This window comes from Altericista sp. CCNU0014 (assembly GCF_044923475.1).
GTDB lineage: Bacteria > Cyanobacteriota > Cyanobacteriia > Thermosynechococcales > Thermosynechococcaceae > JAAURS01.
Window position 1 is genome coordinate 3,544,806 of the sequence record NZ_CP137338.1, and the last position, 16,726, is coordinate 3,561,531.

Sequence of the window (16,726 nt, forward strand, 5' to 3'; positions counted from 1 at the left end):
TCGTGAATTACCCGACGTTCACCTGAGTACAGGTAGAACGCGGGCTTCCCAGCTCAACCGCAACAGCCTCGACAGTAGTGGATTTGCGTCCATACCGCTTTGGTCTTACATCGCGTCCTTGGGCAGTAGCGCTGATTCCCAACGCCAAGATCCGTAAGCCTTCATTTCTGATATTGATGGCTGCATTCACATCTCGGTCATGACGCTCATGACAATAAGGGCATTCAAACGACCGAACAGACAAATCCATCTTTGGAACTGGCAGCAACGTCAAATGACACAAGTGTGACGATGGGAAAAATCGCCCAATCTCTAGGTAGATTTTTCCGTCAAATTCAGCCTTGTATTTGAGCATGGTACAAAATGTCGCCCAACCTGCATCGCTGATTGCTTTAGCAAGATTGTGATTTTGGACCATATTTTTGACTGCCAGGTTTTCTACAACAATAACTTGGTTCTCGTTCACTGTCTTACGGGACAGCTTGTGTAGAAAATCAGCGCGCACTCTCGCAATTTTAGAATGCACTTTTGCCACTGCAAGTTTTGCTTTGCGCCGCTTGTTCGTGGTTTTATCCTTTTTACGGGATAGTTTGCGCTGTTTACGTTTTAAGTTGCGCTCATGTTTTTGCAGATGCCTGGGATTCTGATATTTTGAGCCGTCTGATGTGACAGCAAAATCAATTAACCCCAAATCAATCCCAATCGCCTTCCCTTCACTACTGGGTTCTGGCTTTTCAATGCCATCCTCAACCAATAGAGAAGCGTAATAGCGACCATCTGGCATTCTGGATATCGTCACCGTTCTCAGCTTCCCGGAAACATCGCGATGCACCTTAGCCTTTACAGTCCCTAGATTTCCAGGAAACTTAATTTCAGTTTGGCTGAGCACTTTGACATTTGCGGGATATTGCAGGGATTGACGATCAAACTTACTTTTGAAGGTTGGGTATTGGGCTCGACCATCAAAGAAGTTGATGAATGCCTGAGACAAATTCAAAACGGATTGCTGAAGACATTGAGAATAACAAGTTTTCAACCAATCATGCTCAGCCTTCCACAACGGAATTTGTTTCTTCATGTCAAAGGCAGAAACCCCTTTCCCCGTCTCTTTATAGGTCAAGGATATGACTGCAAGAGACTGGTTCCAGACCCAACGAACACACCCAAAGGCTTGAGCCAAATGAGCTTGCTGTGCATCTGTGGGATAAAGCCTGATCTTCACTGCTTTCAACATATTCACATATTATCACACTCATTAAATTGCGATAATATAAAAATAAGTGATTTTGCGAGACATTATTTGTTCGTCTCGGCACTGTTACCTTCTCTCGCCTCCGGCATTGCTCAGGCAACGTACCTCGACTCACGCGTCTCTCATCCCGTCGCTCGCCTGGATACAGGTAGAGCGCGGGGCTTCCCGCCTACAAGCTAAAACAATCCTAACGAACAAATCATTTGCGGTTCTCGCTGCTGCTCGTCTTCACGCACGAGGCACAAGCGGTCGTCGATTCGGAGGGCGATCGCCAATTCTACCCGGATGGATGATATGGCTTTAGGGTTTAGTTTGCATCCTATCAAGCGCGAGATTGAGCTTCAAAACATTGACCCCTGGTTCGCCAAAGATGCCTAAAAATCGACCATCCGTATGTTGGGCGATCGCAATTTCAACGCGGTTGGTGGCTAGTCCGCGCGCCTTGGCAACCCGCTGGATTTGCGCTCTGGCTGCTTCTAGCGTGATGTGAGGATCCAAACTCGATCCAGAGGTATAGACTAAATCGGCGGTGGGTTGAATCCCTGCGTCTTTGAGTCTGGGCAGGTCGCCTGCGATCGCCTTGTTCGGGTCAGGATCTGCTTTCCCCCTAATCCGATCCAACAAAGCAGGATTACTGGGGGCCAGATTACTTGCTCCCGATACGCCCGTTTTGAGCACGCCAGCGTCGTCTTTTTTAGGGTCGGCGGTGCTGTAGTTGGTGGTGCTGGGGCGGCTGTTGAAATAGCGATCGCTCGCAAATGGCTGACCGATCAGTGCCGAACCCACGACTTGACCTCGGGCATCGGTCAGTAGGCTGCCATTGGCTTGAAAGGGAAATACAATTTGCCCGAAGGCGATCGTCATAAAGGGATAGATGATGGCTGTGAGCACCCACAAAACTAAAGTGGCTCGGATAGCTCGACTGACTTCACGCGCAAAACTCATCAGAATTTCTCCGGTACAAACATCACAAAGAATAGGTAGATGGAGAGGGCGACAGTCACTAGACCTAACCCAGCCAGCCAATACGCTTGAACCTTAGACAACTCGCCCCCCGTTGCGGCAAAGACGGCAGGAGCCAGCACCAAGTTGAAACACAGCCCTAGAAATAAGTACAGCGGGAATTTCTGCTGTCGCCAGCGTTCCCAAATCTCAGTAGCGGTTTCTAGAACCGTTGTTAAGGCGTGTGGGAATAAGTTCGGTTGGAAAGCGTTGCGTTTCATAGCAGTTCTGTTGGAGCAAACAACGTTAAGCAAGCGGAATCAGCACGTCGATGATTTTGATAGCAATAAATGGTGCAATCACGCCGCCTACGCCGTAGATCGAGATATTGCGGAGCAAGAGCCGATCGGCAGTCAGCGGTCGAAACTGAACCCCCTTGAGTGCTAAGGGAATCAAGGCCGGAATAATCAGCGCGTTATAGATCAGCGCCGAAATAATGGCAGATTGCGGACTTTTTAGTCCCATGATATTCAACGAACCGATCCCCGCCGCTGCGAAAATGGTAGGAATGATGGCAAAGTATTTGGCAATATCGTTGGCGATCGAAAAGGTGGTCAGCGCTCCCCGTGTAATCAAAAGCTGCTTGCCGATAGTAACGAGGTCGATCAGCTTCGTCGGATCGGAATCTAAATCCACCATGTTGGCCGCTTCTTTGGCAGCTTGGGTACCGGAGTTCATCGCTACGCCCACGTTGGCCTGGGCTAGGGCAGGAGCATCATTGGTGCCATCCCCCGTCATAGCAACCAGTTTCCCTTCAGCTTGCTCTCGGCGGATGACGTCAATTTTGTCTTCCGGCGTGGCTTCCGCAATGAAATCATCGACCCCTGCTTCTCGAGCAATCACCGAGGCCGTAATGCGATTATCGCCCGTGAGCATGATCGTTTTGACCCCCATGCGGCGAAGCTGGTCGAAGCGTTCTCGCAGCCCTGGCTTTACGATGTCTTTGAGGTAAATAACCCCGTAGATATCGCTATCCTGACAGACGGCTAAGGGAGTGCCGCCCAACCGCGAGACTTTCTCGTAGGCTTCGTCTAACTGGGCGGGGATGGTGCCACCCCGCGACCGAACAAAGCCCTTCACTGCTTCCACCGCACCCTTGCGAGACTCTTTCCCATCGGGAAGATTTGTACCGCTCATGCGGGTTCGGGCTGAGAATTCTACGCCTTCCGCTTGGGCTATATTAAACGTCGTTTTGGCCTGATGCTGTTGTTCGGCAAGCTGCACGATGGACTTGCCCTCTGGGGTTTCGTCAAAGACACTGGCGGCTAGGGCAATTTGTGCCACTTCCTCAACGCTGCGCCCGTTCACCGGAATAAACTCATTTGCTAACCGATTGCCCAGGGTAATCGTTCCCGTCTTATCGAGCACTAGGGTATTGATATCGCCGCAGGCTTCCACTGCCCGACCTGACGTGGCAATCACGTTAAACTGCGCCACTCGATCCATCCCCGCAATGCCGATCGCGCTTAGCAGCCCGCCGATGGTGGTAGGAATTAGAGCCACCAGCAGCGAGATCAGAATGGCGATCGTGGTAGGTGCCTGCACGTAGTTGGCGAGGGGCGATACGGTTGCGACCACAATCAGAAACACCTGCGTCAGTACCGTTAGCAATACCGTCAGCGCAATTTCATTCGGGGTTTTACTGCGCTCGGCTCCTTCCACTAGGGCGATCATGCGGTCAATAAAACCTTGGCCTGGGTCAGAAGTAATATTGAGAATTAGCTCATCAGATAGGATGCGCGTTCCTCCGGTCACCGAGCTGGAAATATCCGTTCCTGGCTGCTTGAGCACCGGAGCGGATTCTCCCGTAATTGCCGACTCATCCACGGATGCGACGCCCTTGATGACCTCTCCATCAGCAGGAATCATATCGCCTGCAATTACCTTGACCCGATCGCCCCGTCGCAGTTCTGTAGAGCTGATTTCCTGAATAGTGCCATCGGGAAGCAGTTTACGGGCAATAGTATCGGAGCGCGTAGACCGCAGAGAATCGGCCTGAGCTTTCCCGCGCCCTTCCGCAACGGCTTCGGCAAAGTTAGCAAATACGACCGTGAAAAAGAGGATTAGCGTAATCAGACCGTTGAGGATGCGTTGAGAGCCTGCATCGGCGGACACAGTCCCAAATAGGTTTGGGTCGAGGGTAACGAGTGCAGTGACGAGAGTACCCACCCAGACAATAAACATGACTGGATTTTTGACTGCATTGCGCAGGTCGAGCTTAATAAACGCTTCGCGGACGGCTCTTGGGTAAAGTCCGCTCGTGTTGACTTTGGGCGTATGTTTGCGAGTGGCGCGCTTACCGCTGGGCATACGCCGAACTGTAGAATCTTTTGGAGCTTGCATGGTTTATCCAATCCCTTTGGCAACTTGAAAGGCTTCGGCAATGGGGCCAAGGGCCAGAATGGGGAAGAATGTCAGGGCACCTAGAATCAAAATGACGCCTCCTGTAACGCCAATAAAGAGTCCGGTATCGGTGCGAAGGGTGCCTGCGGTCATGGGAACGGGTTGCTTGCGAGACATGCTATCTGCCAAGAGCAGTAGCGCAGTGATGGGGATATATCGACCTGCCAGCAGGCTAAAGGTGGTGCTCAAGTTCCACCAGAGGGCTGTCGCGGTGGGTGCTGTACCAGCAGCGATCGCAAAGGGCGATGGCTGGGAATCCCCTAGCCCTTCAAATCCAGAACCGTTGTTGGCGGCGGCTGAAGCATACTCGTAAATCACCTGTGCCAGCCCGTGAAACCCAGGATTGCTGATACCGCCCAACTGCTCGGAAAAGGCCAGCGTAATTGCCCCTGGAATCAAAATGGCAATCGGGTGAACCAGCAGCAGCAAAAAACTGGCGAGGACCACTTCGCGCTTTTCAATCTTGCGACCCAAGAACTCCGGCGTGCGACCTACCATCAGCCCCGTCACGAATACCGCCAAAATCATATAGGCAAAGAGATAGGCCGTCCCCGTGCCCTGTCCGCCCCACACGATCTGCAGGAACAGATTAGAGAGGGTCACAAATCCCCCGTTAGGCATAAAGGAATCGTGCAGGCTGTTGACCGCGCCCGTCATCGTCCCCGTCGTCGAGGCGGCGTACAGGGCAGACTGCGCCCAGCCAAACCGGACTTCTTTGCCTTCTAAGTTGGGTGCCTGACTGCCCAGGAACGCATTCACCGCAGGGTTGCCTTGATACTCGCCAATCGCCGTCACAATAACGAACGCGATATAGAGAACCAAGACCATGACATAGATTAGCCATGCCTGTTTGCGGTTGTTAGCAAACACGCCATAGGTATAAATCAGCGATGTAGGAATTGCCATCAGCCCTACAATTTGCAGCAGATTTGTAAACGGACTGGGGTTCTCGAAGGGATGGGCTGAGTTGATCGCAAAAAATCCGCCGCCGTTTTCGCCGATCTGCTTGATAATTTCAAAATGGGCGACAGGGCCACGGGCGATCGCCTGACTCACGCTTGGGTCTTCAAGGGTAGGAAGCACCACAGGCCCAGCGAAGGTTTCCGGGACGCCTGCTGCAATAAAGATAATGGCCCCCACAACGCTGATGGGCAGAAGAACCCGAGTAATCGAGCGAATTAAATCGACATAAAAATTCCCCAAAGGCCGACCCGTCAGCCCTCGGATAAACGCAATTCCTACGGCCAACCCGGTCGCTGCCGACGTAAACATGGGGTAGCCCAAAGCCCACATCTGGCTGCCATAGCTCAGGTAGGTTTCGCCAGAGTAGTGCTGCTGGTTAGTATTGGTCATAAAAGAAATCGCGGTGTGCAGGATCGTATCCCAGGTTGGGGCACCGACACCCGTGGGGTTGAAGGGCAGCCAACCTTGATTGGCAATAATAAAAATAATCAGCGCAACCATCACAAGATTGCTGTACAGAATTGCCCGTGCGTACTGCCAGCCCGTCATAGTTTCCTGCACTTGTAGACCCACCAGCCCATAAATAACGCGCTCAACCGGATTCAGCATCCGATCCAGAAAAGACCGTTCGCCCAGGTATACGCGGGCCATGTACCCGCCTAGGAGAGGGGTGACTGCCACAACAATCAGCAGTGTCAGGGCAATTTGAAACCAGCCTTGTAGCATGAATGTAAAACCGCCTGAAGGGTTTTGATGGTTTAATCTCACTTTCTATCAAACAGCGATCGTCTAGCAAAGAGAAGGTATAGAACGATATAGATTCGCGTTTAGATTTCTAAACGGTATTCAGGAAAGTTTGGGAAAGTGCTGAATGCTATCGGTACCGTTCTTTTATGATTGAGGTATGCAGATCTGAGCGCCAGCCTTACGAACAATGGTCAAAACTCCGCCGCAGTCAAAACTGTTATTGCCGCCCCTTGAAAATGGCGATCGCCTGAATCGCTACGAATTTGAGCGGCGCTACAGTGCCATGCCCAGCCTCAAAAAAGCAGAATTAATTGAAGGAGCCGTTTACATGGCAGCGGCAGCCCTGCGCTTCAAAAGTCACGGTCAACCCCACGCTCATCTGATGGGTTGGCTGTGGACTTATGAGGTCGCAACATCGGGGGTTGCGTTAGGCGATACGCCCACAGTCAGGCTAGATTCTGAGAATGAACCCCAACCCGATGCAGTGCTGCTTATTGAAGAACGGGCAGGCGGACAATCTCGAATCAGTGTGGATGATTATGTAGAGGGAGCACCGGAATTAGTCGCAGAGATTGCAGCGAGTAGTGCGGCGATTGACTTAGGAGATAAAAAGCGCGCCTACTGCCGTAATGGAGTGAAGGAGTACATTGTCTGGCAGGTATTTGACCAAAAGCTAGACTGGTTTTACTTGCAAGAGGGCGAGTATTTGTCCTTGCCTACCGATACAGATGGAATAGTTTGCAGTCAGATATTTCCAGGTTTATGGCTGGCAGTTGAGGATCTATTGGCTGGGAATATACCTCGCGTTTTAGCGATATTGCAGGAAGGGTTAGCTAGCCCAGAACACGCCATGTTTTTGCAGAAGTTAGCGAAGCCTTAGGCAAAAGTTGCTCGCCATGCCATTGATACTCGAAGGGGCAATCGCGCTAGCATAGCCTCAGGTACAGCCTGCACTATGCGTACAGACGCATGTAAATCGAGTAATGCACCATCCTAAATGCCAGCACTCAAACTTACTCCGTCCACTTTGAGCCTACGCTCTGGCATCCCTTGGCTGATTACCGTCTTATTTGTCGGCATCTTTACCCTGGAATTTTTAACCCCACCCAATTATATTTTTGGTTATTTCTACATCGGCCCCATTCTACTTGCCAACTCCCGCCTCGGACGCAAAGCCGCCATTATCGCGACAATTACCGCTGTCGTCCTCACCCTGCTCAACCTCTACATACCAGGCAACGAGATCGTGGAACCCTCGACGATCGCCAGCCGCTTCATCGCCGCCATTGCCCTCATCGTCACCGCCCTCTTGAGCGATCGCAACCGCCATTACGAAAGCGCGATCGCCCAGCAGCAGTCCAAACTCCAGTCCCAAACGCAATTAGCCCAACTGCGCGAAGACTTTGCCTCCACCCTTACCCACGACCTCAAAACTCCTATTCTAGGCGCGATCGAAACCCTCAAAGCCTTTCAAGTAGAGCAGTTTGGCGCAGTACAGCCCGCCCAGAAAAAAGTACTAGATACCCTCACCCGCAGCCACCAAACCAGCCTGCAACTATTAGAAACCCTCCTAGATGTCTACCGCAACGACGCCGAGGGACTAAAGCTTCAGCTTGCGCCCCTCGATCTCATCCCCCTCGCTGAAGAATCCGCCAGTACGCTCCTAGACTTAGCCGCTGCCCGTCGCGTCCATATTGGCTTCAGCTACGGCGCGTCGGATTTCCGTCAATCGCTGTGGGTCAATGGCGATGCCCTTCAGCTTCAGCGGGTGTTTGTCAACCTGCTGGTGAACGCCATCAACCATTCCCATCGCGGCGATCGCATTGAAGTCGTGTTGGAATCTCAGCCCTCGCACCAAGTTGTCAAAATCCTCGATACGGGCGCGGGGATTCAACCCGATGAGTTCGCCCACCTGTTCGAGCGATTTTATCAGGGCCGTGGCGATCGCCACGCCAAAGGTTCGGGGCTGGGTCTATACCTATCGCGTCAAATCATTGAAGCTCACGGCGGTTCGATCTGGGCAGAAAACCGTCAGTCCCATCCAGGGGGCGTTACCAAAGGCGCAATGTTTGGGTTTCGGCTCCCGGTTTACTTGGTTTAAGCTTTGAAATTACTGGCTGATTAGCCCTCAGGAATCAGCGATACTAAGATAAAGTGGCGGAGGTCAGACCATGCCAAAAACCGTACAAGAAGCAATGGGAAGAATCATTACAACATTAGTCATTACCAACCGTGTGGATGAAGGGCTATCCGAACGGGGATTTGTGCCAAAAGAAGAAGTACGTTCCGTCACGCTGAAGAATGTCTTAATCGATACTGGAGCCACGACCCTTTGTTTACCCGCTGACGTTATCGAACAACTTGGCTTAGAAATACTCAGAACGGTAGAAGTAGAGACAGCAACGGGCATCAACCAAGCTCGAATTTTTCAGGATGCCAAAATTTCGCTCTTGGGTCGGGAAGGAACGTTCGAATGTCTAGAGTTACCGGGCGGTCAAAGTCCATTACTGGGCGTGATTCCGCTGGAGGCGCTAGGAATTGAGCTAGATTTACAAAACCAAGCCCTCAAAGTGCTACCGATTAGTCCCACTCAAACGTATTTGACCATTCTGTAAGCTTAGGAATTACGAGCGCTCAGTGGAGACATTCAGCCAAAAGAACGTAATGACCCCTAAACCCCTTCGGATTTTGCTGGTTGAGGACGACGAACTCTTTCGCCTAGGGCTATGCGTCAGGCTCCAGCAAGAGCCAGATTTAGAAATTGCAGCAGAGGCTGAAGATGGCGAAACCGCGATCGCCTCAGTCAACCAAACATTACTGGACGTCGTTTTACTGGATGTGGGGCTACCGGGCATTGGCGGCATTGAAGCCTGTCGTCAAATCAAGCAAAGGCAGCCTCATTTACCCGTGTTAGCGCTCACGTCTCACTCCGAATCGTCCCTCATCGCCCGTCTGATCGAAGCGGGAGCGCAAGGCTACTGCCTCAAGGGAATTGCAGCGGACACTTTGGTTTTAGCGCTCCGTTCCGTCGCTGCTGGCGCATCCTGGTGGGATCGGGCCGCCACCAAAGCAATTCATTCTGCCTTTGATACCCAGGCGATAGCTGCGCACCAAGAGTCCGCCTCGACGCATCCCCATCATCCAACAAACAGTCCGCTGACTCAGCGAGAACAAGAAATTTTGCTGCTGCTGGCAGATGGAAAGACCAACCAGGATATCGCTGAAGACCTGTACATCGCTCCAGGCACCGTGAGAGTACACGTCCACGCCATTTTGCGTAAGCTTGGAACGCACGATCGCATCCAAGCCATCCAGGTTGCAATACAGCGGCAGATCGTTCCCCGCTAGGGTTTGCTGTCACGGGTCTATCAACTAATGTTAGGATCGCGACAGGAAAAAAGAGGAAAAAGAAACCTGAATGTCAGAAATAATCAAGTCAATATCCTTTGATGGACGGGATATTCGGCTCACCATTGGACGGTTTGCGCCACAGGCGGGAGGAAGTGTCCTAATTGAGTCGGGTGATACATCAGTTTTAGTCACAGCAACGCGGGCAAGCGGTCGAGAAGGCATTGATTTTTTGCCATTGCTCGTCGATTACGAAGAGCGGCTCTATGCCGCAGGTCGGATTCCAGGAGGTTTTTTACGTCGGGAAGGGCGTCCGCCAGAGAAGGCAACGCTGATCAGCCGTCTCATCGATCGCCCCTTGCGCCCCTTATTCCCAGATTGGATGCGCGACGATATCCAGGTGGTGGCCACGACCCTCTCGATGGATGAGAACGTCCCGCCGGATGTGTTGGCTGTGACGGGGGCATCTCTAGCCGTCCTACTGGCAAAGATTCCATTTTACGGGCCGATGGCAGCCGTCCGGGTGGGCTTGGTCGGCGATGACTTTATCATTAACCCGACCTATGCCGAAATTGAAGCGGGCGATCTGGATTTGGTGATCGCGGGTTCTCCCGAAGGCATCGTGATGATCGAGGCTGGAGCCAGCCAAGTCTCTGAAGAAGACATCATCGAGGCGATTGAGTTTGGCTACGAAGTCGTCATGGATTTGATCAAAGCCCAGCAGGAGATCGTAACCGAGCTGGGTCTAGAAGTGGAAATGCCGCAGCCGCCTCAAGAGGATCCAACCCTGGAAAATTTCATTCGCGATCGCGTTACCGCTCCCGTCCAAGCCGTGCTGGGTCGGCTCGAAAAAGACAAAGTCGTGCGGGATGCAGCCCTGGACGAGGTGAAAGCAACCTTGGTTCAAGAGATTGCCGAACTGCCCGACGAAGATGCGGTGAAAGTTGCCGCTACAGCCAATGCTAAGGCGGTTGGTAAAACCTTCAAAAGCATTACCAAATCTCTCATGCGCCGCCAGATCGTGGAGCAGGGCGTGCGCGTAGATGGTCGCAAGCTGGATGAGGTGCGTCCCATCAATTGCAGCGTGGGGGTATTGCCCCGGCGCGTCCACGGTAGCGGATTGTTCAATCGCGGGTTAACCCAGGTGCTCTCTTTGGCTACCCTCGGTACCCCTGGCGACGCTCAAGAGATGGACGACCTCCATCCCGACGAGAAGAAACGCTACCTCCACCACTACAACTTCCCGCCGTTCTCCGTCGGCGAAACCCGACCGATGCGATCGCCCGGTCGCCGCGAAGTGGGCCACGGTGCCTTGGCAGAGCGGGCCATCACGCCCGTACTGCCCACTAAAGAAGAGTTTCCCTACGTCATCCGCGTCGTGTCCGAGGTACTCTCCTCCAACGGTTCTACTTCCATGGGTTCCGTGTGCGGCTCTACCCTCTCCTTGATGGACGCGGGGGTTCCCCTGACGAAGCCCGTGAGCGGCGCTGCGATGGGGTTGATTAAAGAAGGCGACGAAGTTCGCGTGCTGACGGATATCCAGGGCATCGAAGATTTCTTGGGCGATATGGACTTCAAAGTGGCCGGAACCGATACGGGCATTACCGCCCTTCAGATGGATATGAAGATCCAGGGTCTAGCCCTCGATACCATTGCGAAAGCCATCCATCAGGCCAAGCCTGCTCGGATTCATATTTTGGGCAAGATGCTAGAGGCGATCGCCGCGCCCCGCGAAAACATGTCGCCCTTTGCCCCAAGGCTGCTGACCATCCGGATCGATCCAGACCAGATTGGTTTGGTGATTGGACCGGGCGGTAAGACCATCAAGGGCATCACGGAGCAAACGGGGGCCAAGGTCGATATCGAAGACAGCGGCCTCGTCACCATTTCGTCCATCGACGAAGAAAAGGCCGTGCGGGCAAAGAACATGATCCTGGGCATGACGCGACGGCTGAATGCGGGGGATGTGTACCTGGGCAAGGTGACTCGCGTGATCCCGATCGGGGCCTTTGTGGAAATCATGGCCGGAAAGGAAGGCATGATCCATATTTCTCAGCTTGCGGACTACCGGGTCGGCAAGGTGGAGGATGAGGTGAATGTGGGCGACGAAGTCGTGGTCAAAATCCGCGAAATCGACGGTCGCGGTCGCATCAACCTGACGCGCCTTGGCATCCACCCTGAAGAAGCCGCTGCCGCTCGTGCCGGTAGTGCAGCGGAGTAAGACGCCGTCTCAATCGGTTGCCCCGATGTCAAAGGTCCGATGTAAAAGATCCAATGGTCTTTTACGTCTTAGCCCTCTGCCATTGCAGAGGGCTTTTCCAATCGGCACAATCTTTCAGAATCGAAAGATTGTGCCCATTCGAGCTTCGGTATGCGTTCTCTCAAACGATCGCCGGATTTGCTGCTGTCATTTGGAGCGCGTAGAGGTTGGCGTAAATCCCCTGCTGCGCCACCAGCTCGGCATGGGTGCCCTGCTCGACGATATTGCCTTGCTGAACGACCAAGACCCGATCGGCCTGCGTTACCGTACTGAGGCGGTGAGCGATTACAAAACTGGTGCGGCCCTCTAACAGACGGGCGATCGCCGTTTGCACCAATACTTCGGTCCGCGTATCGATGCTGCTGGTGGCTTCGTCCAAAATCAAAATGCGGGGGTCGATCAGCACTGCTCGGGCAATACTAATGAGCTGGCGCTGACCTTGGCTGAGGGGCGCGCCCCGTTCTCCCAACTGCGTGGCATACCCTTGAGGGAGCGACGTGATGAACTCGTGAACGTTTGCCATTTGGGCAGCGGCTTCAATTTCAGCCTGGGAGGCCTCGGGCATTCCAAACGCGATATTTTCAGCCACCGTCCCGCTGAACAAAATATTGTCCTGGAGCACAATGCCAATCTGACGGCGCAGGCTCTGCTGGGTCACGCTCCGCACGTCGATTCCGTCGATCTTGACGGCACCGCCGGAGACATCGTAGAAGCGCAGGATCAGGTTGATGATGGTACTTTTGCCCGCGCCCGTCGGCCCCACTAGGGCGATCGTCTGACCGGGGTGCGCCACTAAATTAACCCCTTTGAGGACCTGTTGCTCGGGCGTATATCCGAACTTTACGGCTTCGAAGACAACTTCTCCTTTAATGGCAGGCATCTCTGAAGCATCCGGGGCATCTTGCAACTCTGAAGGTTCGTCCAGGAGCAGAAAAATCCGTTCCAACCCTGCAAAAGCAGATTGGGCTTGGGTATAAAACTGGCTCAGGATTTGAATGGGCCGAAAAAACTGCTGCACGTACAGCAAAAACGAAGTCACCACCCCCACCGTGGCCGCGCCCGTCACCGCCAAATAGCCGCCGTAGGCCAGGACCCCTGCCGTCGCTAAGGTGTTGAGAAAATCGATGGACGGCAAAAAAGCCGAGGTGATGGCAACGGCCTGCACGTTTGCATCTCGATTGGCTGCATTGAGCAGGTCGAACTCTTCGATATTGAGCTGAACCCGATTGAACGCTTGGGCTTCGCGCACGCTGCCGATGTCTTCTTCGAGCTTGGCCGAGAGGTCTCCGATGGTTTGGCGCGTGACCCGAAATCTAGCTCTAGCCCATCGGGAAAACAGTCCCGTGGTAAAAATCATCAGCGGTACCACTAGGTTGCTCAATAACCCCAACTGGAGGTTGATGGCCAGCATGGCAATGACAATACCTACCAAGCTCAACAGGTTACCCAGCATTTGAGCTACGGTTTGCCCGAAAGCCTGGTTGACGGTATTCACGTCGTTGAGCAGGCGGCTCATTAAGTCCCCGGCTTCGCTGCGATCGAAGAAACTGAGGGGCAGGCTCTGAATTTTGACAAAAATATCTTGGCGCAGTTGGGCCAACAGCCGCTGCATAATGGAACCAACCCGCAAAATTTGGCCCCGAATCGCCCAAATCCCCGAGATATAAATGAACGCCAGCAACAGCAACAGCAACAGCAATCCCTGCAGGTTGCCTTGGGCGATGACATGGTCGATCGACCATCCCAACAAAAACGGCCCGATGGCTTGAGTGGCTGCCCCAATTGAAACCAGGGTCAGGGCGATCGGGATTTCTGTTCGGTAAGGGTGCAGGTACTGTAGAAAGCGCCGCAGGGTAGAGCGCTGGTTCTGTGCTTTTCGATCCGAGACTATCATGGGGCCAATACTTCTCATGGGTTCTCATTCTCTGCTCGCGACCGCGATCTCGCGAGAACGACGGCTATAGCGCGGCGGTCGATCCAGGTGCTTGTTTGACCTGGGATTCTAGAATTGCGCCGTAGAGGGGGCTATTGTGCATGAGTTCTGTATGGGTGCCCTGTCCGACTAAGCGACCTTTATCCATGAGTAAAATGCGGTCGGCATTTTGAACGGTGCTGATGCGCTGCGCGACGACAAAGGTCGTACAGGCTTTTTGACGCATCAGACCGTCGAGTGCCGCCTGAATTTGAACGGCGGTTTGGGCATCCACGGCGGAGGTGCTGTCGTCCAAAATCAAGATGCTGTAGTCGGTCAAGAGGGTACGGGCGATCGCCACGCGCTGCTTCTGTCCTCCCGATAACCCCACGCCCCGCTCTCCCACGATCGTTTCGTAGCCGTCGGGCAAGCCCATAATAAAGTCGTGCATTTGAGCGGCCTTGGCGACCTCTATCACGCGCTCGAGGGATGCGTTGGGGTTTGCGTAGGCAATGTTTTCGCGAAGAGTGCCGGAAAATAGGGTGGTTTCTTGAAACACGATGCCGATGTGAGATCGCAGGCTCTTCAGGGAAAAGTCGCGCACGTCTGTGCCATCGATCCGCACCGATCCGGCAGTGACATCGTAAAAGCGGGGGAGCAAGTTCATGATGGTGCTTTTGCCGGATGCCGTCATGCCCAGGACCGCAATCAGCTCCTTGGGCTTGGTTTCAAAGGAAACCCCTCTGAGCGCTTCGACGGTCGCGCCAGGGTAGCGGAAGAAGACATTCTCAAAGGTGATGCGACCCGCACAGGCACTAAAGGGGACGGCATGGGGGCGATCGCGGATTTCGACTTCGGCATCGACCACTTCATAGACCCGTTCGGCGGAAGAAGCGGCCTGGGCGATCGCGGGGGCAGCAAAGCCGATGAGCAGAATGGGTTGCAAAATGAGCAGCAGGTAAGCGTTAAACGCTACCAATTCGCCCACTGAAAATTGACCGCCGATGACCTCGGACCCGCCGTAGCCGAATACCGCCAGCGTCACCAAGTTACTGAGGAGAAACACAAACGGAAAGGTATTGCGGATGGCGCGGATGGTCCTCATGCTGGTTTCTACGAGGGCATCGTTCATGACGGTGTAGCGCTTTGCTTCAGCGGCTTCGCGCACGAACGCTTTGACCACCCGAATGCCGATCAAGTTTTCCTGGAGCACTGCGTTCAGGTTGCCGAGTTGTTCCTGAACTTGCCCGAACAGTTTGCTATTGGTCGTAAAAAACCTAGCCAGCAACCACCCTGTCATGGGCACCACCGTCAGCGTGATCAGCGCTAACCGCCAGTTCATGACCAGCAATACGATGGCGATAGTCGCCAGCGTCACTAAAGAGCTAATCACCTGAACCAGGCTAGTCCCCACAAAGGTACGGATTTGCTCGATGTCGTTGGTGACGCGGGTGAGCAGTTGCGAGGTTTGGGCTCGATCGTGATAGCTAAAGCTCAGGTTTTGGATTTTGCTAAAGATCCGGTTGCGCAGGTCGTAGGCAACGCCTTGGGAGGCGGCTTCAGCCCAGAAACTTTGACCGAAGTTAAAGAGCCCGCGACCGATAGCCGCCAATACCATTGCACCGGCACTGTACAGTACGACCTGGAGGTCTTGTTTTTGAATCCCCCGATCGATTCCCCACCGGAATAACTGCGGAGTGATAGCATTGGCTGCCGTCAGACAGAGCAAACTGCCCAAAGACCCGAAGGAGAGCCAACGATAGGCCGATAAACTCTGAAGCACTCGCAGCAGCGAATGCATGGGAGAGGAATGCGGGCGTTCGGGATGCTGGAACAAGGGAATCTAGCCTTGGAGGGACGAATTGAAAGGAAGAGTCTCTCTGGTTTTAGCGTATCTTTGACCCTGAGGATTGCAACATCTTAAAATTAGCGAGCGAAAGAGGCGACAGTCATTCGTTCGTCCCTAGACCTATTTTCTTGTTTTTAGCCTAAATTCCTCAATATCCGGCAATATAGGCACTTTTTGAGATCTTCGACCGTTGACGACAGTCTGAAAAAAACGATCGCTATACGTCTGGATTTAGGTCTCGATCTGCGCGTTGCTGGCCCAGTCGCGGTTCGGTGCCAGCCCATAGCCGTTGGATATTGCTGCGGTGACGTATCACGACATAACTGCCTCCCACAAGGCCCAGAAGTACGTAGGCCAAGGGTTGGTGGAGCGCCACCATCAGCAAAGGCACCGAACTCACGCTCAAGATGGAACTGAGAGATACAGTTCGAGACAGGGCAAGCACTACGGCAAATATTCCAAAGGCCGATAACCCTACCTGCCAATTGAGTGCCAGCAACAGTCCCAAGCCCGTCGCCACAGATTTCCCCCCCGAGAATTTCAGCCACACAGACTTGCTATGCCCCAACACCGCCGCAAGTCCTGCTAAGACTGCAATCCAGGGGAACCATTGGGTGGGGTCAACCGTTGAGGGGGCCCAAGTCAGGAAGGAAGAGCTGGGTTGGTAGACCAGTTGAGTGAGGGCGATCGCCGCTGCCCCTTTGAGCATATCTACCGCTAAAACCGTCGCTCCAGGTCCTTTGCCCACAACCCGCAATACATTGGTCGCCCCCGTCGAACCCGACCCGTGGTCGCGAATATCGATGCCCTTGAGCCAGCGGCCCAAAATGTAGCCTGTAGGAATAGACCCTAGCAGATAGGCAGCAATCAATAGGGCAGCATTGCCCAAACTCCAAAGTGCAATGAGCGGCATGAGGGGTTCCTAACGCTTACGATGATGTCATCCTATTCTTTCATAGGCTGGACATCGCCGTTTTGGGATTGAGCCGA

The 16,726-nt window shown here is 53.5% G+C and carries 13 protein-coding genes; 5 read left to right on the plus strand and 8 right to left on the minus strand.

From position 1 onward, the window contains the following. Nucleotides 1–7 precede the first annotated feature (7 nt). The 5 genes from R6H26_RS16880 to kdpA form a co-directional block, all read right to left on the minus strand. Nucleotides 8–1,234 (minus strand): RNA-guided endonuclease InsQ/TnpB family protein, encoded by a 1,227-nt coding sequence (locus R6H26_RS16880; RefSeq protein WP_404783167.1) that lies wholly within the window; start codon nt 1,232–1,234, stop codon nt 8–10. 318 nt (nt 1,235–1,552) lie between these two features. Beyond that, a complete protein-coding gene (gene kdpC, locus R6H26_RS16885; RefSeq protein WP_404783958.1) occupies nt 1,553–2,197 on the minus strand; it encodes a K(+)-transporting ATPase subunit C in 645 nt (214 codons plus the stop codon). Continuing rightward, nucleotides 2,197–2,475, minus strand: a complete 279-nt coding sequence (locus tag R6H26_RS16890) for a potassium-transporting ATPase subunit F (RefSeq protein ID WP_404783960.1) — start codon at nt 2,473–2,475, stop codon at nt 2,197–2,199. Before R6H26_RS16890 ends, kdpC begins: the two co-directional genes overlap by 1 nt. A gap of 25 nt (nt 2,476–2,500) precedes the next feature. Continuing rightward, nucleotides 2,501–4,597 carry a potassium-transporting ATPase subunit KdpB gene (kdpB, locus tag R6H26_RS16895; protein ID WP_404783962.1) on the minus strand — a complete coding sequence of 699 codons (2,097 nt, stop codon included), beginning with the start codon at nt 4,595–4,597 and terminating at the stop codon, nt 2,501–2,503. 3 nt (nt 4,598–4,600) lie between these two features. Next, nucleotides 4,601–6,346, minus strand: coding sequence for a potassium-transporting ATPase subunit KdpA (gene kdpA, locus R6H26_RS16900; RefSeq protein ID WP_404783964.1), 1,746 nt, complete (start codon nt 6,344–6,346; stop codon nt 4,601–4,603). A 208-nt stretch (nt 6,347–6,554) separates the two neighbouring features. On the opposite strand from kdpA, the gene R6H26_RS16905 reads away from it, so the two are divergent. From R6H26_RS16905 to R6H26_RS16925, 5 genes are all read left to right on the plus strand, one after another. After that, nucleotides 6,555–7,247 carry a Uma2 family endonuclease gene (locus R6H26_RS16905; RefSeq protein WP_404783966.1) on the plus strand — a complete coding sequence of 231 codons (693 nt, stop codon included), beginning with the start codon at nt 6,555–6,557 and terminating at the stop codon, nt 7,245–7,247. A 147-nt stretch (nt 7,248–7,394) separates the two neighbouring features. Beyond that, on the plus strand, nt 7,395–8,468 hold the full coding sequence (locus R6H26_RS16910) for a sensor histidine kinase (RefSeq protein ID WP_404783968.1): 1,074 nt from the start codon (nt 7,395–7,397) through the stop codon (nt 8,466–8,468). Between the two features lie 70 nt (nt 8,469–8,538). Next, entirely contained in the window at nt 8,539–8,982 is a 444-nt protein-coding gene (locus R6H26_RS16915; RefSeq protein ID WP_404783970.1) for a retroviral-like aspartic protease family protein, read from the plus strand. A gap of 49 nt (nt 8,983–9,031) precedes the next feature. After that, on the plus strand, nt 9,032–9,715 hold the full coding sequence (locus R6H26_RS16920; RefSeq protein WP_404783972.1) for a response regulator: 684 nt from the start codon (nt 9,032–9,034) through the stop codon (nt 9,713–9,715). 70 nt (nt 9,716–9,785) lie between these two features. Continuing rightward, nucleotides 9,786–11,936, plus strand: a complete 2,151-nt coding sequence (locus R6H26_RS16925) for a polyribonucleotide nucleotidyltransferase (RefSeq protein WP_404783974.1) — start codon at nt 9,786–9,788, stop codon at nt 11,934–11,936. Between the two features lie 160 nt (nt 11,937–12,096). Here the strand turns inward: R6H26_RS16925 and R6H26_RS16930 are convergent, their stop codons facing one another. The 3 genes from R6H26_RS16930 to plsY all read right to left on the minus strand — a co-directional run bounded on the left by R6H26_RS16930 (nt 12,097) and on the right by plsY (nt 16,649). Continuing rightward, complete coding sequence (locus R6H26_RS16930; RefSeq protein ID WP_404783976.1) at nt 12,097–13,887, minus strand: ABC transporter ATP-binding protein; 1,791 nt, start codon at nt 13,885–13,887, stop codon at nt 12,097–12,099. A 46-nt stretch (nt 13,888–13,933) separates the two neighbouring features. Continuing rightward, complete coding sequence (locus R6H26_RS16935) at nt 13,934–15,724, minus strand: ABC transporter ATP-binding protein (RefSeq protein WP_404783978.1); 1,791 nt, start codon at nt 15,722–15,724, stop codon at nt 13,934–13,936. A gap of 229 nt (nt 15,725–15,953) precedes the next feature. After that, nucleotides 15,954–16,649, minus strand: coding sequence for a glycerol-3-phosphate 1-O-acyltransferase PlsY (gene plsY, locus R6H26_RS16940; protein ID WP_404783979.1), 696 nt, complete (start codon nt 16,647–16,649; stop codon nt 15,954–15,956). Between the last annotated feature and the right edge of the window lie 77 nt (nt 16,650–16,726).

Bases quoted from the DNA above. Each gene is read 5' to 3' on its own strand.
- R6H26_RS16925 (WP_404783974.1), top strand. From the start codon at position 9,786: ATGTCAGAAATAATCAAGTCAATATCCTTTGATGGACGGGATATTCGG.
- kdpB (WP_404783962.1), bottom strand. From the start codon at position 4,597: ATGCAAGCTCCAAAAGATTCTACAGTTCGGCGTATGCCCAGCGGTAAG.
- R6H26_RS16880 (WP_404783167.1), bottom strand. From the start codon at position 1,234: ATGTTGAAAGCAGTGAAGATCAGGCTTTATCCCACAGATGCACAGCAA.
- kdpA (WP_404783964.1), bottom strand. From the start codon at position 6,346: ATGCTACAAGGCTGGTTTCAAATTGCCCTGACACTGCTGATTGTTGTG.
- R6H26_RS16905 (WP_404783966.1), top strand. From the start codon at position 6,555: ATGGTCAAAACTCCGCCGCAGTCAAAACTGTTATTGCCGCCCCTTGAA.
- kdpC (WP_404783958.1), bottom strand. From the start codon at position 2,197: ATGAGTTTTGCGCGTGAAGTCAGTCGAGCTATCCGAGCCACTTTAGTT.
- R6H26_RS16930 (WP_404783976.1), bottom strand. From the start codon at position 13,887: ATGAGAAGTATTGGCCCCATGATAGTCTCGGATCGAAAAGCACAGAAC.
- R6H26_RS16915 (WP_404783970.1), top strand. From the start codon at position 8,539: ATGCCAAAAACCGTACAAGAAGCAATGGGAAGAATCATTACAACATTA.
- plsY (WP_404783979.1), bottom strand. From the start codon at position 16,649: ATGCCGCTCATTGCACTTTGGAGTTTGGGCAATGCTGCCCTATTGATT.
- R6H26_RS16920 (WP_404783972.1), top strand. From the start codon at position 9,032: ATGACCCCTAAACCCCTTCGGATTTTGCTGGTTGAGGACGACGAACTC.
- R6H26_RS16890 (WP_404783960.1), bottom strand. From the start codon at position 2,475: ATGAAACGCAACGCTTTCCAACCGAACTTATTCCCACACGCCTTAACA.